This window comes from Gulosibacter macacae (assembly GCF_003865375.1).
Lineage (GTDB): Bacteria > Actinomycetota > Actinomycetes > Actinomycetales > Microbacteriaceae > Gulosibacter > Gulosibacter macacae.
On record NZ_RQVS01000018.1, the window covers coordinates 12985 to 33372 of the forward strand.

A 20388-nucleotide genomic window follows, 5' to 3' on the forward strand; every position below is an offset into this window, starting at 1 on the left:
TGGTTCCTCAATCGGATGTGCGGACGTGCCTACGAGGCACGCCTGGTTGGGTGCGTTCCGTCACCGTATACCAGGAACCCAGGAAGGCGTGCCTCGAAGTGAACAGGTGTTAGGCGTCGAGGTCGACTTCGATCCCCTTCGGCATCTTGCGGAATCCTCGCGTGAGGAACGCGAGATAGACGATACCGATCGCAACCCAAATGGCGCCGACGATGAGCGCATCCGGGCTGAGTGAGAGCCACAGCCAGATGGTGAGGGCGAAGCCGATAGTGGGCAAAACTCCGTAGAGGAAGATCGCCTTTGCTCCGCGGCGACGCTCGTCGATGAGGAAGTGTTTGATCACCGTGAGGTTCACCATCGAGAACGCCGCGAGCGCGCCGAATGAGATCACTGAGATGACGATGTCGAGCGGCAGCACGAGGGCGAGCAGTGCGACCGCCGCGATCACGAGCACCGCGTTGACGGGCGTGTTGAAGCGGGCGCTGAGCTTGCCGAAGAACGAGCGTGGCAGCACATTGTCGCGGCCCATGGCGTAGAGCACGCGCGCTGTGCTCGCCTGCGAGGTGAGGGCACTCGCCGTCGCGCCGACGAGGTAGGCGGGCAGGAAGAGCGCTGTGAGTAAGGCGCCACCGATCTTGCCGATGAGTTCGAGTGAAGCGGTGTCGAAGCTCTCAAAGGTTGAGTAGTCGGGCCACACCTGCTGGCCGATCCAGGTGATGAGGATGAAGAGCAGCCCGCCGACGAGCACGGTCAGAAGCACCGCTCGCGGCACCGTGCGGCGCGGGTCCTTTGCTTCTTCGGCCATGGCCGAAACGGCGTCGAAGCCGAGGAACGAGAGGGCGAGGATGGAGGCGCCTGCGGCCAACAAGCCCAGGTTCGCGTTCGCCGACCAGAACGGTTCGAGCAACCCGACGCTGCCGTCGAATTGGCCGAAGGCCATCGCGACGAGGATGACCAGGAAGAGGATCTGGAAGAGCACGAGGAAGACGTTCGCGTTCTTCACGACTGAGATGCCGAGCACATTGAGCGTTGTGACGAGCACGATCGCGGCGAGCACCACGACCCAGGCCGGGATGGCCGGGAACTGTGCGTTCACGTAGAGGCCGAGGAGCATGTAGTTCACCATCGGCAGCAGCATGTAGTCGATCATGAGCGCCCAGCCGGTCACGAAGCCGACGCCGGGGCCGAAGGCGGTGCGCGCATAGCCGTAGGCGCTACCCGCGGTGGGCACGGCACGCACGATGCTCGCGTAGCTCAGCGCGGTGAAGAGCATCGCGATGGTGGTGATGACGTAGGCGCCAGCGAGGTGACCCTCGGTGATGTTTGTGACGATGCCGTAGGTGCTGAAGACCGTGAGCGGCACCATGTAGGCGAGGCCAAAGAAGAGGAGTGACGGGACCCCGAGGACGCGCTGGAGCTGCGGGCCGTCGGCGTGGTTGGTGGTGTTGGTCATGACCGGCCTTCGAGTTCGGGTTCGGTGGTGAAGACGAGTGCGCCGCCGATAGCGGTCGCAAGGATGGGAACCTGCGCAACTTCCTGGGGCGTCAGGTCGAGCGGGTTGGCGGCCCACACGGTGTAATCGGCGTCATCGCCGACCGCGAGCGCACCACCGGGGAGGCCGACCGAGCGCGGCACGAGTTCGGTGTAGCCGAGGAGCGCTTCTGCCGCCGTGAGCGCCTGCTCAGGCTGGATCGGTGGGGTGTCGCGATCGTGCGGGTGTCGCAACTGGGCGTCGGCGATGACCTGGCGCGGGTCGTAGTGCGCCACCGGCCAGTCCGACCCGAGCGCCTCAACGACGCCCGATTCCAGGAAGCGCCGGGTGCGCCAGCCCTGCTGGTTGCGCGGTTCGCCGAGGCGAATCGACCAGAGGTCGCTGCCATCGGGATGCACGAAAAGCGAGCAGTGCGAGGGCTGGATGCACACGGCAATTTCGTTCGCGCCGATGAGGTCGACGACCTCGTCGGCCACAATCTCGAGATGGTCGATGCGGTGCTGAAGGCCGCGATCGGGGAGCGCTGCGAGTGTCTCGGCCACGAAGCGCACGCCGCGATCACCGATGGCATGCGTGATGGTGGGGACGCCGAGGTCGTTGAGTTGCTGCAGATTGCGCGCATATTGTGCCGGATCGTGCCAGAACCCGCGCAGTCCTTCGCCTCGGGTGTCGGGCTGTTCGAGCCAGGCGGTGCCGCCGTCAATGGTGCCGTCAATGAAGAGTTTGACGCCCTCGAACTGCCAGCGGCGGCCGCCCTGGCCAAGTTCCTGCGCGAGTTGCGTGATCTCATCGGGGGTCATGAACGGTGTGCACCAGGGCGAAATGCGTAGGCGCACTGGCAGCTCGCCCCGCGCTTCGAGTTCGGTGAGCACGGCCACGAGGTCGCGTGCCTGCGCATCCGGCACGTAGACACCGGTGAGGCCGGTGCGCGACATGCCTTCGAGCACTGCCGCGAGCGCATCGGCCTGTTCGGTGACTGGCGGCAGTGGCACATGCGGGAACACGCGTTCCATCGCGGTGAATTCGAGGAGGTGACCGCTGAGCCGATCGACGCCGTCAGCCTTGGTCGCATCCTCACGTTCGACGATCGCGGCGCCGTCGCTGAACGATTCGGGCGAGTCGATTTCAGCGAGCACGAGCGTGGCCCGCGAGACGAGTGCTGAGTGCGCGTCGAAGAGCGTGATGTACACGGGCCGGTCGACGCCGATGTGCTCGTGGATCGGGTCGTTCGTCACCGGGGCACCGGCGTAGACGTGCGGCGCGAGGCCGTAGCCGATGAGCCACTCCCCCTCGCTGAGCTGCGCCTCGGCTTCCTCAAGCACGGCTGTGAACTCAGCCAGCGTGTTGCAGGCGCTGAAGTCGGCGCCACGGGCGAGGGCGACGCCCCACACCGGATGCGCGTGACCGTCAATGAGTCCGGGTGTGATCGTGGCCGGGCCATAGTCGTCGAGCGACGCCGCGGGCCACTCGCGGGCGAGTTCTTCAGCATCGCCGATGGCGGCGATCTTGCCGGCCGACACGATCATGCCGGTCGCGCGCTGCAATCCTTCGTGCAGGATGCTCTGCGCACGAACCAGCGTTGGTACTGCTCCCACTTTGTTGCTCCTCGTTGAGCGGCGCAAATCTGCGCGTTGGTGAAACGTTTCATCATGGTCGCATATCGCTCGCGAAGGTCGCAATAGGATCTCCCTTCCATGCAATGTCGTAGGACCGACCTATGATCGCCACATGTTGCGGAAGCGAGTTACGATTCCCGACCTCGCCCGTGAACTTGGGCTTTCGGTCGGTACGGTGTCGAACGCGCTCAATGACAAGGGCCGGGTTTCGCCTGAGACCCGCGAGCTTGTGGTCGAGACCGCGCGCCAGCGCGGCTACTCCCGCAATCAGAGCGCGGCAGCACTTCGCACCGGGCGACACGATCTCGTGAGCGTCTACCTCCCCCGCCACACCGCCGATCTCAGCTTCTATATGGAATTCACCATCGGACTGAGCATCTCCCTTGGTAAGGCCGGTGTCGATCTCCTCATCGCTTCGCCCGAGGCGAATCAAGATCGCCGCTCAGGCATCATCGACGGGGCCGTCGTGGTCGACTGGAATAAGGGCCTGCAGGCTCCGCTCGAACTCCTCGCCGCGGGCATCCCGGTACTCGCCGCCGATGGTGTCCCCGATGACTCCATCAAGCCGACCGCAATCGTGTCGACCGACTACCACGAACTCGTACGCAATATGACCTCGGCGGCGATCGCGAGTGGCGCGAAACGGCCGTTGCTTGTGGCTCCCGATGAGTTTGATACCGCCTGGCAACACGACATCATCACCGGGTTTCAGGCCGCATGCCGTGAGGTCGAAGTCGAAGCAATGCAGTCGAGCTTTCCCGTTGGCGGCACGGCTACTGAGCTCATCGAATTGCTCGAGCGGGTGGTGCCGGAGTTACGGCCTGATTGCCTGGTGTTTGGTGGCCAGCGCTTGGCCGGTATCGCCCATGTCACCTTCGGCTACGGCGAGCCCGACTCCGCGATACCGTGGCTCGTCTCCTGCGCGGGTGATCCGCTCACCGAGATCTCCTCACCGGTCATCACCGCGGCCGATCCAGCTCCGCTTGGCTTCGGCCAGCGTTGCGGACAGGTACTCCTCCACATCATTGAGTCGGGTCAGCCGCTACCGCACACCATCGATTGGCCAGCGCAGGTGAACTGGGCTGAGCACTGGACCGTGACCGGCGCTACTGAGTAACCTCGCCTGCATCCGGGTAGAGCACCTCGAACGCAAGCTCCCGACTTGAGTGCACATGCGAGCGGGCCGCGGCGGTGGCGCGCTCAGTGTCTCCGGCGGCAATCGCTTCGTAGAGTTCGGCATGCTCCGCCTGCATCCGAGCCCCGTCTTGGTTCTGACCAAGTAACCAGCGCAGGCGACCAGCGAGCGGTTGCATGATCATCGCGAGCGTGGCGTTGTCGGCCATTTCGTTGAGGAGGTCGTGGAAGCGCCGGTTGAACGCATCAAAGGCATCGGTGTCGCCGCGCCGCAGCGCCGCCGCCGAGCCCTCAAGTTCGGCGCGCAGCTGCTGGATCTGCGCGGGCGTGGCCCGTTCGGCCGCCTGCCGCACGCCGAGCACTTCGAGCGCTTCGCGCACATCGAAGAGCTCCTCGACCATCCGCCGGTCGATTGAGGTGACCACCATGCCGCTGCGCGACTCCTGAGTGAGGAATCCTTCGCCGTGAAGCTGGTGCAGCGCATCCCGCACCGGCACTCGCGATACACCGAGCTTTTCGGCGAGCGTGCGCTCAACGAGCCGCGTGCCGGGAGCCAGGTCACCCGTAACAATGCGCTCGCGGATCACATCGGCGACCTGTTCACGCAGACTCCGGTGCTCGAGCGCGGCGCTCGCGAGCGAGTGCTCGAGAGCCGTGCTGAGCGAGTCGTCAGGCGTGTCGGTACTGGGCATGGTGGAGCCAGCGTATCCGACCGATCGCGCCAAACTGCGGCGCGATCGGTCGGCGACGAGGGTCATGAGGCGAGCACGATGCCGTCGACCTCGGCCGAGATCTCAGTGCCGATTTCTCGGGCGAGCACCGCATCCAGTCGATCGAGGGGACCGATGAGGACGCGACCGCCGCCAGCCGCGAAACCGAGTGCAGCATCGATCTTCGGGCCCATCGAACCTTCGGCGAACTCGAGTTCGCCAATGGCCTCGGGCGAGGCAGCGAGAATATTGCGCGCCTCGGGGGTGCCCCAGCCGTCGACGACGAAGTCGGCGTCGGTGAGGATGAAGAGCACATCGGCCTCGATTTCGCGGGCGAGTACCGCGCTCGCGAGGTCTTTGTCGACGACCGCCTGCACGCCGATTTCGCGGCCGCGGTCATCGACGCGCACGGGCACGCCGCCGCCGCCGGTGCAGACGACGAGCAAGCCCTGATCAACGAGCGTGCGAATCACCGGCGCCTGCGAGACGCGAATGGGCTGCGGCGAGGGCACGACGCGACGGAACTTATCGCCGTCGCGAGCGATAGTCCAGCGGTATTCTGCCGCTGCCTCGGCCGCATCCTGGGCCGAATACTGCGGGCCAATGAGCTTCGTCGGGTGTTCGAAGGCGGGGTCAGCATCATCAACGACGGTGGTCGTGAGCATCATCACCACTTCGCGTTGCCCGCGCAGCGCATTGCCGAGCTCTTGCTGGATGACGTAGCCGATCATGCCCTGGGTTTCGGCGCCGAGGATGTCGAGCGGGTAGGGCGCAACATCGCGGTAGCTGAGGTTCTGCAGTGCGAGCAGGCCCACCTGCGGGCCGTTGCCGTGGGTGAGCACGACCTCGTGTTCCTGGGTGAGTTTGGCGAGTTGCTCGCAGGTGGCTTTGACGTTCGCCCGCAGGCGGTCAGCGGCCGCGGGTTCACCTCGACGGTTGAGGGCATTGCCACCGAGGGCGACGACGTAACGCATGAAGGGGGTCCTCTCTACTGCGCAAAGAATCGGTTGAGAATTGGATGCGGTTAGGCCGCGTCGACTGCGGCGGCCTGCGGTTCGGGCTTGGCTCCGAGCAGCGGCGCGAGTGCCTTGCCGCCGAGCTGGCAGAGCCAGCCGAGCACGACACCGGCGACGAGCGAAGCGATGAGCAATTGCCAATCGGCGTTGATGGCGAAGGTGCTGTAGCAGCCGACAAAGATGCCGGGGACGAACGCGAGCCAGGGCACTGAGCCCATAAGCACGATGACCGCGACGATGAGTCCCACCGCGATGCCGGTGCCGGCCGGGGCGCCGATGATGTCGCCGAGCCAGATCATGACGAGAGCGGTGCCCACACCGACGATGGTGGTGGCGAGCGTGAGCCCGACGCCCTTGAGACCGGGCTTCCCGGAGGCGAAGAAGGCGGTGCAGCCGGCGAATCCGGCCCAGATTGACAGGCCAACCAGCGGCGCCAGACCAGCCCACAGCCCACAGAGGATGCCTGTGGCAATGGCGGCGGCGAGGAGCGAGCGGTTCACGGAGTGCTTCTTTCTCTGCGTGGCGCGGTGGCCGCGCCGACTAGCGGCGACCCGCAGGGATGCGGGCCGTGGTCGCCGCGAGTGCGGCGAGGGTGTCTGCGATGCCGGTGAGGGTGTCGGTGCCCGAGGTAGAGCCAATTTCGGCGACCTGGGCGACAAGCTGCGGCAAGTTGGTGGTGCCGGTTAGCGCGGCGGTGGCCGCGGCGGCAACGTCATGGTGGAATCGACCCTCGCACGCGGCGAGGAGGAAGTGTCGGCCGACTTCGGTGGTGGCGTCGGCGGCGCTGGTTGCGGCACGTACCGCGGCACTCGCTTCGAGTGCGCTGCCGCCGTTCGCGCCGGTGATGGGATGCAGGTGTAAGACCGCGAGCGCACCGGCGAGGTAGTCGTCTCCCGAGGGCGTGAGTCCGGCGCCGAGGCCGATGAGCGAGGCGGCAGCGTCGGCGAGTGCGCCTTCGCCGCGAATTGCTGCCTGCCAATTGGTCGCGGCAGTGAGGAGGCGTCGCTGCAGGGCAGCTTCATAGGGTGTCGCGGCTGTGGTCGCAACGAATGAGCCGGGAGCCGCGACGGCGTCGAGCGCTGCGCGGAAGGCGGTTGCCGAGTCGGCGAGCGACGCCGAGACGGCATCGAGTGGGACGGTGCCGCAATCGAATTCGGTGTGGCCGGCCAGCGTGATCCGTAGGCGCCTGACGGTAAGCGTCGGCCCCGCGGGAGACGAGTCGAGTGTGACGGGAGTGCCTGCTGGAATGCGCGGCAGCGCATCCAATTCGGTGATGAGAGCGCCGGGTGCCGGGCGACCGGCGCGGGTGAGCACGGTGAGGAGCCCACCCGCGGGCCGCCGCAGGTTAAGCGCTCGGTCGAATGACGAGGCAACCTCGAGGGCGCGCCCTCGCTCGGCACCGCTCGGCGCGACGCGCAGCGCGTCACGCCAATCGGTGTCGGCGGCGAGGGCACGCGTGATCATGGCTAGGCCGCGATCGATTCGGCGAGGGCGACGATGGCCTTCTCGAACACTTCGAAGGGCGGGTTCACGAGGCCCGTACCAATCATGCCGATGCCGGCTTCCTTGTGCGCGATCGCCGTGTTGATGATCGGCAGCTCGCCGGTCTCGATGACCTTGACGACGTCGATGCCAGTGGCAACCTCGCGGAAGTCAAGGATCGGGATGGTGAGGTTCGGGTTCACGGTCGTGGTGATCGCGAGCATGTCCTTCGAGTAGTTGATGGCCTCATCGACGGTGCCGCCAACGAGCGGCACAATCGCGGGGGCCGCGGCCATCGCGAAGCCACCGATGCCGTAGGTCTCGGTGATGGCCGAGTCACCGATGTCGAGACCGGAGTCTTCCGGCTTGTAGCCAGCCATCATCGGACCGATCACCTGCTGGGCGGGGCCGGTGAACCAGCGGAAGCCTTCGAAGTTCGCGACGCGAACACCGAACTCCGTACCGTTGCGGCACATGGTGGTGACGATGGTGCTGTCGGGCACGCCGTGGGCGGCGTCGAGCGCACACTTCGACACGGCCATCCAAGTCGGGCCTGAGAAGTAGTCGCTCGACTGGATGAATTCGAAGACGTCCTTCTTCTGTTCGGTCGTGAAGTCGGTCTGCAGCATGTAGGGCGCGAGCGCCTGGAAGAGCAGGAGGGTACCGGCGATGTTGCGGTTGTGGTCTTCGTCACCCATGTGCAGTGCCTGCGCGAGCATCGAGCGGAGGTCGATTTCGCCAGCGAGCTCCATGGCCTGCTGGAGCATCGGGCCGAGCACATCGCGCATCCAGACGAGGCGGTCGACGACCGACTGGTCGTTCGCGCCCATGCGCAGGATCTTCGCGAGCTGCTCCGAGAGGTTCGTGTAGGCCACGTTGCCGTGCACCTGGTTCTTCACGATGTGCATGTACATCGAGGCCGAGGTGACACCGGCCATTGAGCCGACGCAATCGTGTTCGTGGCAGGGCGAGAAGATGACGCCGCCATTGGCTGCGACCTCCTCAGCTTCGGCGATGTCCTTGGCAAGACCTTCGAAGACGATGGCACCGGTGACGGCGCCGCGCATCGGGCCCGACATGTCTTTCCACTCGATCGGCGGGCCGGCGTGAAGGATGGTGTTCGCGGTCATCCCCGGCACCACATCAATGGCCTTGCCGTACCCGACGAGCACCGGGTGCGCGTCGATGATGCGCTTGACGACTTCGGCGTTTGCGGCACGGATGCGCTCAGCGACGTCGGGGCGGCGCAGCTTGTTGAGGGCGTCGCGCACCTCGGGTGACATTTCACGCGGCGGGGCCCAGTCAACCTGCACGCCATCGGCGCCCTGGGCTTCGACATCGGCGAGGAAGGCCGGAAGGCCCACGTTGACGACTTCGAGTTTGCGGTCAAACAATTGGTTGCTCATGATCTTGGTCTCCTTGGTGTTCGTTCGCGATTAGCCGATGGTGCGCAGGGCTGCGTCGGCGAGGCCGATGGCGCTGTCGACGACGGTGACGCCGAGCTGCGTGAGCGTGGCGGTCTGCGCGGCCTTGTCTTGCGGGTCGCGGTCGGTGCCAAGCACATAGGCGATGATCGCGAGTTCGCGACCTTCGGCCCGGGCTGCGGCGAAGGCTTCGGCGATGGCCGGAGCGGCAGCACCGGCGGGGTCGGGGTTCGAGCCGTAACCAAGCTCCACATCAATGAGCAGGACGGCGGTGGCGGGGTCGGCTGCGTGGCGCACGATTTCGGCGCTGCGCAGGGTGGGGTCGATCATCGGATGCGGGCGGCCCTGGGTGTACTCATCGGCACCGAAGTCGATGAGCAGGTTGCCCTTGGTTTCGCGCTCGATCTGCTGTTCGGCGCGCTTGGCGACGTTCGAGCGGGTGCGTTCGGGCTGGGCGAGTGCGATGGCTTGGAAGACCTCGTCGCAGACGGTGCCACCGCAGAACAGGCCGCGGATGTCGGTCTGGCCCTCGGCGAAGGTGAGGTTCGGCAGTTCGACGGGTGCCGGCTGCGCAGGTGCGCTGCCAGTGGCCAGCTCAACCGCGGCGCGTGCCGCATCGAGGGTGTTTGCGACGAAGGTGACGTTCTCGGGCAGGTTGGCCGGAGTATCGGCGCCGATGAAGCAGACGACGACGGGCTTGCCGACCTCACCTGCCGCGCTGAGTACGCGCTCGGCAACGGATGCGGCCGGGGGCTTCGAGAGCAGGGCAATGACGGTGGTGGCCGGGTCTTCGGCGAGCATGCGCAGGCCATCGAGCATCATGATGCCGCCGACGGCTTCGCTGAGGTCGCGCCCGCCGGTGCCGATAAGCTGCGAGACGCCGGAACCGAGTGCGTCGATCTGCACCGAGAGTTCTTGGCTACCGGTGCCACTGGCACCGACGATGCCGACCGGGCCGTCGGCGACGACGTTAGCGAAGCAGAGGCCGACGCCATTGATGATGGCCGTGCCGCAGTCGGGGCCCATGACGAGCAGGCCAGCGTCGTGGCCCTGCTGCTTGAGCGAGATCTCGTCTTCGACTGAAACATTGTCGGAGAACATGAGCACGTGGCGGCCTGCGTCAAGAGCGGCGCGAGCTTCGTCGGCGGCGTATTCGCCGGGCACCGAAATGATTGCGAGCGAGGTGTCGGTGGCGTTCTCGTACGCCTGGCGCGAGGTGCGGTAGCTGGTGGCACCTGCTGGCTTCGCCATGCCTTCGGCACGGAGCTCTTCGACTTTAGCGAGCACCTCGTCGCAGATCTCTTCGGTATCACACTGGACCACGATGATCTGGTCGCGGGGCGTTGCCGCCTCAACCTCGGGGGTTGACAGGCCCACCTCGGCGATGACCTGCTTGTTGAGACCCGTGCCCATGCCGATCATGGCCTGGTGAACTTCGGGGAGCTGGTTGACCTTCGTCGATAGCGCCATAAGCGACATCGAGTCGGAATAGGTGTTCGGCTTGATTACTGCTTTTACGTGCACAGAGCACTCCTCTCGACAGGTGGTTTCGACCTGCGAGAATCCGCCTTCTGCTGCTTCAAGCTCATCACCCGCGGCGCCTGCGGTGCCGCTCGGGTCGAGTACTTCTAGGCTAGGTGGTTCTTGGTATACCAACAGCCAAAATTCAGCATTCACAGCGACCTCACAGAATTACTGAACAATAGGTCAGTAATTCAGCGAGGGAGTCCGGCTCGCGCGCTCGCGGCGAGGGTAAGCGGCCCGATTGCCAGGGTCACGCGCACGGTCGACTCGATGCGCGTGCTCGCACAGTCGGCGAGGGTGACGCCGTGGGCATCGGCCACCGCGGATGCTCGGGCGCACGCCTCTCCCGGCACGCGACCGGATGCGGTGTCAGCAGCCGCGAGCGCGGCCGCATCCGCCGCCACCGCGACCCGGGTGCGGGCCGCGTGCACGCTGAGGCCGATGACGAGCGCGATCGCGAGGGCCACTGCGGCGGCGGCAATGGCGAGCGCGAGCACCGAACCGGAGCCACGGTCGTCGCGGAGTCGCAGCCGCAGCGCCCACCCTTGCCGCGCGTTCAATATTGCTGGCGTTCGGCATAGCTGGTCTCCGGGCATGGTCTAGCTCCCCGCATCGCGCAGCGCGCAGGAGGCCGCCTCGGCGCGAATCCCGAGGTCAAGACCCACGACAAGCACCGGCGCGCTGACTCGGGCGCAACGCAACTCGCCCGCATCCCAGGTATCAAGGCTTGCCGCCTCCCCGGCAATGCTCAGTGCCACCCCCGCGTCGTCGCCGCGAGCCGCAAGCCGGGCAGCTTCACCCGCGGCGTCCTGCACCCGCACCTGCACACTTGCGCCGACAACGACACCAACGCAGATGCCGAGCACGAGCACGACCGCGGGCATGGCGACCGCGAACTCGGCCGTAACCGAACCGGCATCGTCACGCAGCCGCCATTCCCGCTTCGACATCAGATCGTGAAGGCGCCGACGACGAGGTCTTCGATGATCGATTGCACAGCGCCCGACTGCATGACGAGAAGCAGCACCGAACCCAAGGCGACGGCCGCCATGATGACAATCGCGTATTCGGCGGTGGCGGCACCCTCGTCTTCATTCCGGAGGCGGCAAAGCAGGGATGCGGACAGGTGACGGAGTTGGGACATGTGAGTTCCTTTCGAGTGATGGGTTTGCACGGCACGTCTCTAGGCGCGGGGCACGGCGCCGGCTAGCTGAGCACTCGCTGCAATACCGCAACGAGGAGCGGTGCGACGCCGAGCGCGAGAAAGGCAGGCAGGATGCACACCCCGAGCGGGAGCATCAGCGTGACGCCGAGCTTCGCCGCGGCACGAGCCGCATCAGTGCGCGCTCTCGTGCGCTCGAGCGAGGCCTCCGCTCGGAGGAGTTCGGCCGCAGGCACCCCGGCACCGGTCGCAAGCTCGAGCACGGGGCTTGCGCGCTCAATGCCGCTCGGTTCGAGCCGAAAGGCGCGGAGGGTCGAGCGCACCTCGCTCACGATCGCGTCAGCGGCACCGCCGCCGTGCATCCCCATGGCGACGAGATCAAGCCCGAAGCCTGGAGTGGTCGGGCGCTTCGAGGCGCGGCGCACGAGGGTGCGACTCCACCACCAGCCAGCTACGAGGAGCCCCACGCCGATGGCGACGAGCAGCCAGCCAACCGGTTCGCCGGTGAGGACGCCGAGGGTGTCGAAACCGAGGAGTGCGCCGAGTGCGACGCCAATCAGCGGCAGCGCCGTGACGAGACGCGAGGTTGACGCTGGCCCCGAGAGCGCCACACTCACATCCCGCTCGGACTGCCCGAGATCACGAAACCCAGCGGCAAGATCACGCAGGGCCGGGCCCAGAGGTGCACCGGTGCGTTCGGCGAGCCGCCAGGTCGCACCAAGCGCACGCCATGAGGCATGCGGATGCTCGCGCAATTCCGCTGCGGCATCGCCGCCACCGCGCACGATTCGTGCGACGCGGGCTTCGACGCGCTCGTGCGGGCGTCGCCGCCAGCGGCGAGGCAGGATGCGCTCGAACGCGCGCAATGGTGCTCGCTCATTGCTCCCGACCACCTCGCCGCTCGCAAAGGCGGCGAGCCTCGGCCACACGTTCGCGGGCGCATTGCCTCCGGCCAAGAGGGTTGCGAGCCGTTCAACAACGGCGGCCACCTCTTCGGTCGCGGTGGTGTCTCGAGCACTCATGCGCGCTCAAGCCGATCTCCGGTGCGCACGCTCGTGATGCGTAGGCGACCCGCATCATCTAGCCCAAACTCACCCATATCAACAAGCCGCCGCACACCCTCACGGCGCTCGACGTGGAGCACGAGGTCAATCGCCGACACCGTCTGCCGCGCAATGGCGAGCGGTGTCATCCCCGCGAGCGCGCCGAGCGCTTCAAGCCGAGCCGGCACATCCGCAAGCGAATTCGCATGCAAGGTTCCGGCTCCCCCATCGTGGCCGGTGTTAAGCGCGGCGAGGAGTTCGCGCAACTCAGCGCCGCGGCACTCCCCGAGCACAAGCCGGTCGGGGCGCATCCGCAGTGACTCGCGCACGAGCCGATCGAGCGTGACTTCGCCCGCACCCTCAACATTCGCCTGGCGGGCTTCGAGCGAGACGACGTGCGGGTGATCGATGCGCAGCTCGGCGACATCTTCGATCGTCAAGATGCGTTCATCTCGTCCGGCCCGGCCAAGGAGCGCGCCGAGAAAGGTGGTCTTACCCGAGCCGCCGGCCCCGGTCACCAGCAGATTCGCGCGATCGGCGACGGCGCGGTGCACGATCTCTTCGGCACCCGGGTAGAAAAAGCCCGCATCCCGCAGATCATCGAGGCTGAGTCGCACGGTGCGGGGCGTGCGCACCGAGAGCAGCGTGCCCTCGGGCGACACCGGCGGCAGCACCGCATGCACGCGAATGCCGTCGCCGATCCGCACATCCACGGCCGGGTTGCTCTCATCGAGGTGGCGACCACCGGCCGCGATGATGCGAACCGCGAGCGCTCGGAGCGATTGTTCGTCGGGGGCACGCCAACTCGGATCGCGCGTGAGGCCGTGGCCGCGGTCGACCCAGAGCCCGGCCATCCCGTTGACGAACAGGTCAGTCACTTCACCGTCAGCGACGAAGCCGGCGAGCGGACCGAAGGCATCGGCGTCGCCGCGGGTGAGTGGGCGCCGTGGCCGGTTGCGGTCATCGCGACCCGGAATCGCCGCGAGCGGCACCTCGGCCGGTCGCTGTGCCGCCGGTTGCACGACGAAGCGCTGCGGGGCGGCCGCATCTGGCGGCAAGAACTGGTCTGTTTGGGTGCGCATGGCCGACAAGGTAGGTGACGGGCCCCACATGACGCCTGCCGCAGACCTCCCCCTGTGGATGAATTGAATTCCACAGGGGCCTCGGTAACAGCCCAATACCCCCGCCGTATCACCGAAATACCACCGCAAAATCCGCAGAATCAGGCCGATCTGCATCCGGCATTACCTACTTCCTGAACGCACGTTCTGGTGACTCTGGGCGACAACTCCGGTTTATTTGCCTAAACTCCCCCGCGTAGCGCCAGGCCCGTGGCAACGCCGCCGCACCCGGCCGAAGCGCTCTGCATCCCCCACCCCGACCCAAGGACGAAGATGTCTGACACCTCGGCTGCTCCCGACAAGATCGACCGCCTCATTCACAAGATTGAGTCGCACCCGCCGACGCCGGAGTTCGTCGCTGGCACGAAGGTGCCCGCCGATATCCGCGAACAGGCAGCCGCCGACCGGCTCGGGTTTTGGGAAGCGCGCGCCCGCGAGCTCGAATGGGCGACACCGTTCACCCAGACCCTCGACTGGTCGAACGCGCCCTTCGCAAAGTGGTTCGCCGACGGTCAGCTCAATGTCGCCGTGAACTGCGTCGACCGCCACGTGGCCGCCGGCAACGGTGACCGCGTCGCCATCCACTTCATCGGCGAACCGGGCGACACCCGCGACATCACCTACGCCGACCTCCACCTCGAGGTGCAGCGCGCCGCAAACATGCTCGAGTCGCTCGGCGTCACCGCCGGTGATCGGGTCGCGCTCTACCTGCCGATGGTGCCCGAGACCGTGTTCGCCATGCTTGCCTGCGCCCGCATCGGCGCCGTGCACTCGGTGATCTTCGGCGGATTCTCACCCGACGCCATTCGCCAGCGCGTCGATGACGCCCAGGCGAAGGTGGTCATCACCGCGAACGGCTCGAACCGCAAGGGCCGCGTCTTCCCGCTCAAGGAAGCCGTTGACGAGGCACTCACGAAGCCCGGTCACTCGGTCGAGCATGTGCTCGTGGTCAAGCGTCCCGAGCACGAGGTTGAGATGGTCGAAGGCCGCGACCTCTGGTGGCACGATGAGATCGCCAAGGCCGCCGACACGCACGAAGCGCAGGCCTTCGACGCCGAACACCCGCTGTTCATCCTCTATACCTCGGGTACGACCGGCACGCCGAAGGGCCTGTTGCACACAACCGGTGGCTATCTCACGCAGGTCGCCTACACGCACCGCACCATGTTCGACCTACGCGACGACGATGTGTACTGGGCCACCGCCGATGTTGGTTGGGTAACCGGCCACAGCTACCTCGTCTACGGTCCGCTCGCGAACGGCGCCACGCAGATCATGTACGAGGGTGCCCACGACTTCCCGTCGCTTGACCGCTGGTTCGAGATCATCGAGCAGTACAAGGTGACGATCTTCTACGCGGCACCCACGGCCATCCGCGGCTTCATGAAGTCGGGCCGCGAGATTCCGCAGCGCCACGACCTCTCGTCGCTTCGCCTGCTCGGTTCGGTCGGTGAGCCGATCAACCCTGAGGCCTGGGAATGGTTCCGCGAGGTCATCGGCGGCAACACCTGCCCGATCGTCGACACCTGGTGGCAGACCGAGACCGGGGCGCACATGATCGCGCCGCTCCCGACACAGGATGCATTGAAGCCGGGCAGTGCTCAGGCGCCCGTTCCCGGCGTCGTCGTTGAGGTCATTGCTGAGGACGGCCGTCGCGTTGACCCGGGCGAGATGGGCCTCCTCACGATCACCGAGCCGTGGCCCGCGATGGCGCGCACCATCTGGGGCAATGACGACCGTTACGTCGAAACCTATTGGTCGCAGTTCCCGGGTCGCTACTTCGCCGGCGACGGCGCGGGCGTCGACATCGATGGCGATCTGTGGCTGCTCGGACGCGTCGACGATGTGATGAATGTCTCGGGCCACCGCCTCTCGACCGCCGAGATCGAGGGCGCGCTCGTCGAGCACTTCTTCACCGCCGAAGCCGCGGTCGTGGGTGCCGCCGATGAGACGACCGGCCAGGCCGTGGTGGCCTTCGTCGTGCTCAAGGAATCGCAGCGCGAAGCTGCCGCCGCAACCGATGCGGTGCAGGAACTGCGCGATTGGGTGGGCCGCATCATCGGCAAGATTGCCCGCCCGCGCGACCTCTACATCGTGGATGAGCTGCCGAAGACCCGCTCGGGCAAGATCATGCGTCGCCTGCTCAAGGATGTGGCGGAGGGCCGCACCGTGGGCGACACGTCGACGCTGACGGATGCCTCGGTGATGTCGGCAATCGCCGGCGGCGTGAAGACGTCGACGGAGGACTAGACCGCTTGAACGAGTGCTGAGGCCCTCGAAGCACGTGCTTCGAGGGCCTCAGCACTCGTTTGGCGCGATGCGCCTACTCGTTCGACCGGAGAGTCGAGCGGCAGCACCGGCACACCGACGGCTGAACGCACGTGACGGCCGGCATCACCGAAGAGCTCGCCGAGCAATTCGGATGCACCGTTCGCGACCGCGGGCTGGCCGATGAAATCGGTGGTCGAGGCAACGAACACCGTCACCTTGAGCACGCGGGTGATGCGGTCGAGGTCACCGAGTTCGGCCTTGAGCGCCGCCAGCGCATTGAGGACCGCGAAGGTGGCGAATTCCTGCCCCTGCTCGGGAGCAACTTCGCCGCCCACCTTGCCGGTGGCCGGCAACGCGCCCTCCACGAAGGGCAGTTGTCCCGAGGTGTAGGCGATGCCATTGTGCGACAACGCGGGCAGGTAGGCCGCGACTGGTGCGGCGACCGGCGGCAAACCGAGGCCGAGCAGGCCCAGGCGTTCTTCTACGGCGCTCATGATGCATCCTCGACAATCTGACGCTTCATGTACGCGACTGAGCCGCCCTGCTCGTGCTGCACGATCTGCACGAGCTCCCATCCCTTGGCGCCCCAGTTATTGAGAATCTGGCCGGGCGTGTGCACCGGCAACGGTGTGATGAAGTACTCCCACTTCGGCATTTCATACCCCTCGCGCGGCTGATGCCGCATCCAGCTGAGTCTGTGAATCCCGGCAGGTCTGGCCGGTTCTGACTTACCCTAGTTCGTATGCCTTCTAAGACTTCGACCGCGCCCAAGGGCAATGTGCTCGCCGCGGTACTCGGCATGCTCGGCATGAGCGGCATTGCCGGAGTGCTCGTAGCAGCCATGATTACTCCGCTGATTGCTGTGGCTGGCGTGACCGCGAACTCGACGATCACCTTGTTCGAGTCGCTCCCCGACTACCTCGACATCCAGCCGCTTCAGCAGAAGACCGAGCTGTACGGGATGCGCGGTGACCAGGAAGAGAAGTTCGCTGAGTTCTACTCGCAGAACCGCATTGAGGTGCCGCTCGACCAGATTTCACAGCACCTCATCGATGGCGTGATTGCGACCGAAGACCCGCGCTACTACGAGCACGGCGGCGTCGACATGATTTCGGCCGCCCGTGCCGTGCTCGTGAGCGTGCTCGGAGACGACGGCGGTGGTGCGTCGACCATCACGATGCAGTACGTGCGTAATCAGCGCGTGCAGGCCGCTGAGGCCATCCTTGACCCCACCGAGCGCCAGGCCGCCTACGAGCAGGCCGTTGAGACGACGATGGGCCGCAAGCTGCAGGAGATGCGCCTCGCCATTGGTGTGGAGAAGCAGTACTCGAAGGACCAGATTCTCGAGGGCTACCTCAACATTGCGTTGTTCGGTGGCACCATCTATGGCGTCGAATCGGCAGCCCAGTACTACTTCGGCAAGACCGCGAAGGACCTCACGCTTCCCGAGGCCGCGCTCATTGCCGGCATGGTGCAGAACCCGAACCAGTTCCGCATCGACGACCCCGAGAACATCGAAGAAGCGCAGATGCGTCGCGACTATGTGCTGCGCCGCATGCTCGAAGAAAACAAGATCTACCAGGCGCAGTATGACGAGGCCGTCGCGACCCCCGTCACGCCGAACATCACGCCGACCAAGCACGGATGCATGAATGCAACCGGCAACACGGGCTTCTTCTGCGACTACGTGCGCAAGGTCATCCTCAACGACCCGGCCTTCGGCTCGACCTACGAGGAGCGTCTGTTCAACTTCCAGACCAAGGGCTACCAGATCCACACCACGATCGACCTTGATCTTCAGCAGTACTCCACCGATGTGATGAACAACACGGTGCCGCACGCGGTTGACTACATGGACTTCGGAACCGCGATGTCAGTCGTGCAGCCGGGTACCGGACACGTGCTCGCGATGGTGCAAAACAAGGACTTCGACGAAACCGAAGCCGCCGCAGGAAGCGCTACCGCCACCTCGGTGAACTACAACACCGACTATCAATTCGGCGGCTCGAGTGGCTTCCAGGTGGGATCGACGTACAAGATCTTCACCCTGGCGAACTGGATTCAATCGGGTCACTCGCTCTACGAGTCGATCAATGCCAAGCGCCGTAGCTTCAACCTCGCCGCGTTCCAGGACTCCTGTAACGGCCCCTACGGTGGTAGCTGGAACCCACAGAACGACGGCAACGCCAACTTCAACTCGATGAATGCGGTCGAAGCCACCTCGGGCTCGGTCAACACCGCGTTCGTGGCGATGGCCGAGAAGCTTGATCAGTGTGTGACCCGCGACATTGCCATGTCGATGGGTGCGCACCGTGCTGATGGCCAGCCGAACTCGTCGTACCCCTCCGACGTGCTCGGAACGAATGAGATCGCGCCATTGTCGATGGCGACCGCCATCGCCGCCTTCGCGAATAACGGCGTCTCGTGCTCGCCCATTGCGATCTCGTCGATCACGCTCCGCGATGGCACCGATGTGACGCCGCCAAAGTCGGAATGCCACCAGGCCATTTCGCCCGATGTGGCAGCCGCGTCGAACTACGCCCTGCAGGCGGTAATGACCGGCGGTACCGGTGTGGCGTCGAACCCGTACATGGGTCCGATGATTGGTAAGTCGGGTACGACTGACGCCGCGAAGGACACGTGGCTCATCGCCTCGACCACGGGCGTTGCGCTTGCCATTTGGGTCGGCAATGTCACCGGCGACTACTCGCTCTATGACGTCGGCTTCGAGAACGCTGCCGGTACGCGCGTGCGCCACGTGATCGCCAACCAGGTGTTCTCGCAGGCGATTCCGAAGTACGGGGCGAATGACTTCGCCGAACCCAACCCGGATGCGTTCCGCGTTGAGAACGTCGTCGTGCCCGATGTCACCGGTATGTCGGTGTCTGCTGCGACCTCGGCGCTCGAAGCTGCTGGCTTCATCGTTGATGTGGGTGGCCAGGTTGACTCGGCGCAGCCGAGCGGCACGGTCGCACACACGAACCCCTCGGCGAACACCTCGGTGCCGAAGGGCTCGAACGTGACGATCTCGACGTCAAACGGCAAGCAGCCGGGTGCCTCGCCGTCACCGAGCCCGTCGACGCAACAGGGTCTGCCGATGCCGAATATTGTCGGCATGAACCAGGATGATGCGCTCGCCGCGCTCTCGGCGGCCGGCCTGTCGACGATCAACGTGAGCTACTCGTGGCGCGGACCCGCTGGCGGCACGGTGGAATCGACTGATCCGCCTGCCGGAAGCAATGTGGCGCCGAACTCCACCATTACGGTGACCGCGAAGTAGTGCGCCCGCTTCGCACCCTCACACTCGGGGCCGCCGCCATTATGGCGAGCGGCCTCGGGTTTGTGACCTGGGCGGTCGCCATCGAGCGCCGCCGCTTCGTGTTGCGCGAGCTCGAGCTGCCGATGCTGGCGCCGGGAAGCGAGCCGCTGCGCATCCTGCACCTCGCCGATTTTCATCTCGCGCCCTGGCAGCGCAAGAAGATCAAGTTCGTGCAGCGCCTCGCCGAGCTCGAACCTGACCTCATCGTCGCCACCGGCGACAACCTCGGGCATGTGGATGCGTTGCCACAGCTAGCTGAGATGCTCGAACCTTTCCGTGGGGTGCCGGCGCTTTCGGTGTTCGGCTCGAACGACTACTACGGGCCGGTGCTCAAGAGCCCGCTCACCTATCTCCTGCCGAAGCGTCCGGGAGTGAAGCGGATGCGTGACCTCGATGAGCGGGCACTGCGGGCACTACTCTTCGATGACCTTGGCTGGACCGACCTCACGAACTCGGCCGCGGTGATTGAAGCCGCGGGGCGCCGCGTGCGCGCGATTGGCGTCGACGATCCGCATATCAAGGTGGATCGCCTTGCGGTGGCCGAAGAGGCCTTCGCTGGGGTCTCTGCCGGTGCTGAGTGGGATGTGACGCTCGGGCTCGTCCACGCGCCGTACCAGCGCATCCTCGACCCGTATGCAGCCGAGGGTATTGGCGTGGATGCGATCTTCGCCGGCCACACCCACGGCGGCCAGGTGTGCTTGCCCGGTAGCCGGGCAATCGTGACGAATTGCGATCTCCCGCCGGAGTATGCCGGTGGGCTCACGCAGTGGGGCCCGAGTGGGCGTACCGTGCCACTGCACATCTCGCGCGGATTGGGCACGTCGATCTACGCGCCGGTGCGCACGTTCTGCCCGCCCGAGGCGACGCTCGTCACGCTGGTTTCGCGCTAGCCGCGGTGCCTTGGCGCGTGTGCGTGGGCAGGAGATTTAGGATATAGTCGTGTGGTTGCCAGCACGCTGGCGACAACGGGGTGTGGCGCAGCTTGGTAGCGCGCGTCGTTCGGGACGACGAGGCCGCAGGTTCAAATCCTGTCACCCCGACCAATGTGATGTGTCGCGACATAGTTCCCACTTT

General features: G+C 65.8%; 19 protein-coding genes and 1 tRNA gene. 5 read left to right on the forward strand and 15 right to left on the reverse strand.

What is annotated here, in order from left to right:
- Nucleotides 1-109: 109 nt before the first annotated feature.
- Complete coding sequence (locus EG850_RS11795) at nt 110-1453, reverse strand: APC family permease (RefSeq protein ID WP_124973723.1); 1344 nt, start codon at nt 1451-1453, stop codon at nt 110-112.
- Nucleotides 1450-3087, reverse strand: a complete 1638-nt coding sequence (locus tag EG850_RS11800; RefSeq protein ID WP_124973724.1) for an amidohydrolase — start codon at nt 3085-3087, stop codon at nt 1450-1452. Before EG850_RS11800 ends, EG850_RS11795 begins: the two co-directional genes overlap by 4 nt.
- A 133-nt stretch (nt 3088-3220) precedes the next feature.
- Here EG850_RS11800 and EG850_RS11805 point away from each other — a divergent pair, with 133 nt between their 5' ends.
- Nucleotides 3221-4225 carry a LacI family DNA-binding transcriptional regulator gene (locus EG850_RS11805; protein ID WP_124973726.1) on the forward strand — a complete coding sequence of 335 codons (1005 nt, stop codon included), beginning with the start codon at nt 3221-3223 and terminating at the stop codon, nt 4223-4225.
- Here EG850_RS11805 and EG850_RS11810 read toward each other — a convergent pair.
- The 11 genes from EG850_RS11810 to EG850_RS11860 form a co-directional block, all read right to left on the reverse strand.
- Nucleotides 4215-4934: a GntR family transcriptional regulator gene (locus EG850_RS11810; protein ID WP_124973728.1), complete on the reverse strand. Its 720-nt coding sequence runs from the start codon at nt 4932-4934 to the stop codon at nt 4215-4217. The genes EG850_RS11805 and EG850_RS11810 overlap by 11 nt on opposite strands.
- A 62-nt stretch (nt 4935-4996) precedes the next feature.
- The gene (locus EG850_RS11815) at nt 4997-5926 is read right to left on the reverse strand and encodes a carbamate kinase (RefSeq protein WP_124973730.1); all 930 of its coding nucleotides are present in this window, start codon (nt 5924-5926) and stop codon (nt 4997-4999) included.
- Nucleotides 5927-5976: 50 nt separating this feature from the next.
- Nucleotides 5977-6468, reverse strand: coding sequence for a DUF1097 domain-containing protein (locus EG850_RS11820; RefSeq protein WP_185715056.1), 492 nt, complete (start codon nt 6466-6468; stop codon nt 5977-5979).
- Between the two features lie 40 nt (nt 6469-6508).
- A complete protein-coding gene (locus EG850_RS11825; RefSeq protein WP_124973734.1) occupies nt 6509-7432 on the reverse strand; it encodes an oxamate carbamoyltransferase subunit AllH family protein in 924 nt (307 codons plus the stop codon).
- A gap of 2 nt (nt 7433-7434) precedes the next feature.
- Nucleotides 7435-8856: a YlbE family protein gene (locus tag EG850_RS11830; protein ID WP_124973736.1), complete on the reverse strand. Its 1422-nt coding sequence runs from the start codon at nt 8854-8856 to the stop codon at nt 7435-7437.
- A gap of 30 nt (nt 8857-8886) precedes the next feature.
- The gene (gene fdrA, locus EG850_RS11835; RefSeq protein WP_124973738.1) at nt 8887-10398 is read right to left on the reverse strand and encodes an acyl-CoA synthetase FdrA; all 1512 of its coding nucleotides are present in this window, start codon (nt 10396-10398) and stop codon (nt 8887-8889) included.
- Between the two features lie 191 nt (nt 10399-10589).
- Entirely contained in the window at nt 10590-10958 is a 369-nt protein-coding gene (locus EG850_RS11840; RefSeq protein ID WP_235829314.1) for an Rv3654c family TadE-like protein, read from the reverse strand.
- Between the two features lie 39 nt (nt 10959-10997).
- Nucleotides 10998-11348, reverse strand: coding sequence for a TadE family type IV pilus minor pilin (locus EG850_RS11845; protein WP_124973742.1), 351 nt, complete (start codon nt 11346-11348; stop codon nt 10998-11000).
- Nucleotides 11348-11542: a DUF4244 domain-containing protein gene (locus EG850_RS11850; protein WP_124973744.1), complete on the reverse strand. Its 195-nt coding sequence runs from the start codon at nt 11540-11542 to the stop codon at nt 11348-11350. Before EG850_RS11850 ends, EG850_RS11845 begins: the two co-directional genes overlap by 1 nt.
- Before the next feature lie 62 nt (nt 11543-11604).
- Nucleotides 11605-12582, reverse strand: a complete 978-nt coding sequence (locus tag EG850_RS11855; RefSeq protein ID WP_235829315.1) for a type II secretion system F family protein — start codon at nt 12580-12582, stop codon at nt 11605-11607.
- Complete coding sequence (locus tag EG850_RS11860) at nt 12579-13685, reverse strand: TadA family conjugal transfer-associated ATPase (RefSeq protein ID WP_124973746.1); 1107 nt, start codon at nt 13683-13685, stop codon at nt 12579-12581. The genes EG850_RS11855 and EG850_RS11860 overlap by 4 nt, the downstream gene beginning before the upstream one ends.
- 312 nt (nt 13686-13997) lie before the next feature.
- Between EG850_RS11860 and acs the strand changes: the two genes are divergently transcribed.
- Nucleotides 13998-15974, forward strand: a complete 1977-nt coding sequence (gene acs, locus EG850_RS11865; RefSeq protein ID WP_124973748.1) for an acetate--CoA ligase — start codon at nt 13998-14000, stop codon at nt 15972-15974.
- On the opposite strand, the gene EG850_RS11870 is transcribed toward acs, so the two are convergent.
- Nucleotides 15971-16489: a RidA family protein gene (locus EG850_RS11870; RefSeq protein WP_124973750.1), complete on the reverse strand. Its 519-nt coding sequence runs from the start codon at nt 16487-16489 to the stop codon at nt 15971-15973. The two genes, acs and EG850_RS11870, sit on opposite strands and share 4 nt — an antisense overlap.
- Nucleotides 16486-16680, reverse strand: coding sequence for a DUF4177 domain-containing protein (locus EG850_RS11875; RefSeq protein WP_124973752.1), 195 nt, complete (start codon nt 16678-16680; stop codon nt 16486-16488). The genes EG850_RS11870 and EG850_RS11875 overlap by 4 nt, the downstream gene beginning before the upstream one ends.
- 57 nt (nt 16681-16737) lie before the next feature.
- Here EG850_RS11875 and EG850_RS11880 point away from each other — a divergent pair, with 57 nt between their 5' ends.
- The 3 genes from EG850_RS11880 (at nt 16738) to EG850_RS11890 (ending at nt 20357) form a co-directional block, all read left to right on the forward strand.
- Complete coding sequence (locus EG850_RS11880; protein WP_124973754.1) at nt 16738-19275, forward strand: transglycosylase domain-containing protein; 2538 nt, start codon at nt 16738-16740, stop codon at nt 19273-19275.
- Nucleotides 19275-20204 carry a metallophosphoesterase gene (locus EG850_RS11885; RefSeq protein WP_124973756.1) on the forward strand — a complete coding sequence of 310 codons (930 nt, stop codon included), beginning with the start codon at nt 19275-19277 and terminating at the stop codon, nt 20202-20204. Before EG850_RS11880 ends, EG850_RS11885 begins: the two co-directional genes overlap by 1 nt.
- Nucleotides 20205-20280: 76 nt before the next feature.
- A tRNA-Pro gene (locus tag EG850_RS11890) sits at nt 20281-20357 on the forward strand.
- Nucleotides 20358-20388: the final 31 nt, after the last annotated feature.

Coding starts and splice junctions, on each gene's coding strand:
- EG850_RS11830 (WP_124973736.1), bottom strand. CDS start 8,856: ATGAGCAACCAATTGTTTGACCGCAAACTCGAAGTCGTCAACGTGGGC.
- EG850_RS11875 (WP_124973752.1), bottom strand. CDS start 16,680: ATGCGGCATCAGCCGCGCGAGGGGTATGAAATGCCGAAGTGGGAGTAC.
- EG850_RS11845 (WP_124973742.1), bottom strand. CDS start 11,348: ATGTCGAAGCGGGAATGGCGGCTGCGTGACGATGCCGGTTCGGTTACG.
- EG850_RS11810 (WP_124973728.1), bottom strand. CDS start 4,934: ATGCCCAGTACCGACACGCCTGACGACTCGCTCAGCACGGCTCTCGAG.
- acs (WP_124973748.1), top strand. CDS start 13,998: ATGTCTGACACCTCGGCTGCTCCCGACAAGATCGACCGCCTCATTCAC.
- EG850_RS11825 (WP_124973734.1), bottom strand. CDS start 7,432: ATGATCACGCGTGCCCTCGCCGCCGACACCGATTGGCGTGACGCGCTG.
- EG850_RS11795 (WP_124973723.1), bottom strand. CDS start 1,453: ATGACCAACACCACCAACCACGCCGACGGCCCGCAGCTCCAGCGCGTC.
- EG850_RS11855 (WP_235829315.1), bottom strand. CDS start 12,582: ATGAGTGCTCGAGACACCACCGCGACCGAAGAGGTGGCCGCCGTTGTT.
- EG850_RS11815 (WP_124973730.1), bottom strand. CDS start 5,926: ATGCGTTACGTCGTCGCCCTCGGTGGCAATGCCCTCAACCGTCGAGGT.
- EG850_RS11870 (WP_124973750.1), bottom strand. CDS start 16,489: ATGAGCGCCGTAGAAGAACGCCTGGGCCTGCTCGGCCTCGGTTTGCCG.
- EG850_RS11860 (WP_124973746.1), bottom strand. CDS start 13,685: ATGCGCACCCAAACAGACCAGTTCTTGCCGCCAGATGCGGCCGCCCCG.
- EG850_RS11850 (WP_124973744.1), bottom strand. CDS start 11,542: ATGTCCCAACTCCGTCACCTGTCCGCATCCCTGCTTTGCCGCCTCCGG.
- EG850_RS11805 (WP_124973726.1), top strand. CDS start 3,221: ATGTTGCGGAAGCGAGTTACGATTCCCGACCTCGCCCGTGAACTTGGG.
- EG850_RS11880 (WP_124973754.1), top strand. CDS start 16,738: ATGCCTTCTAAGACTTCGACCGCGCCCAAGGGCAATGTGCTCGCCGCG.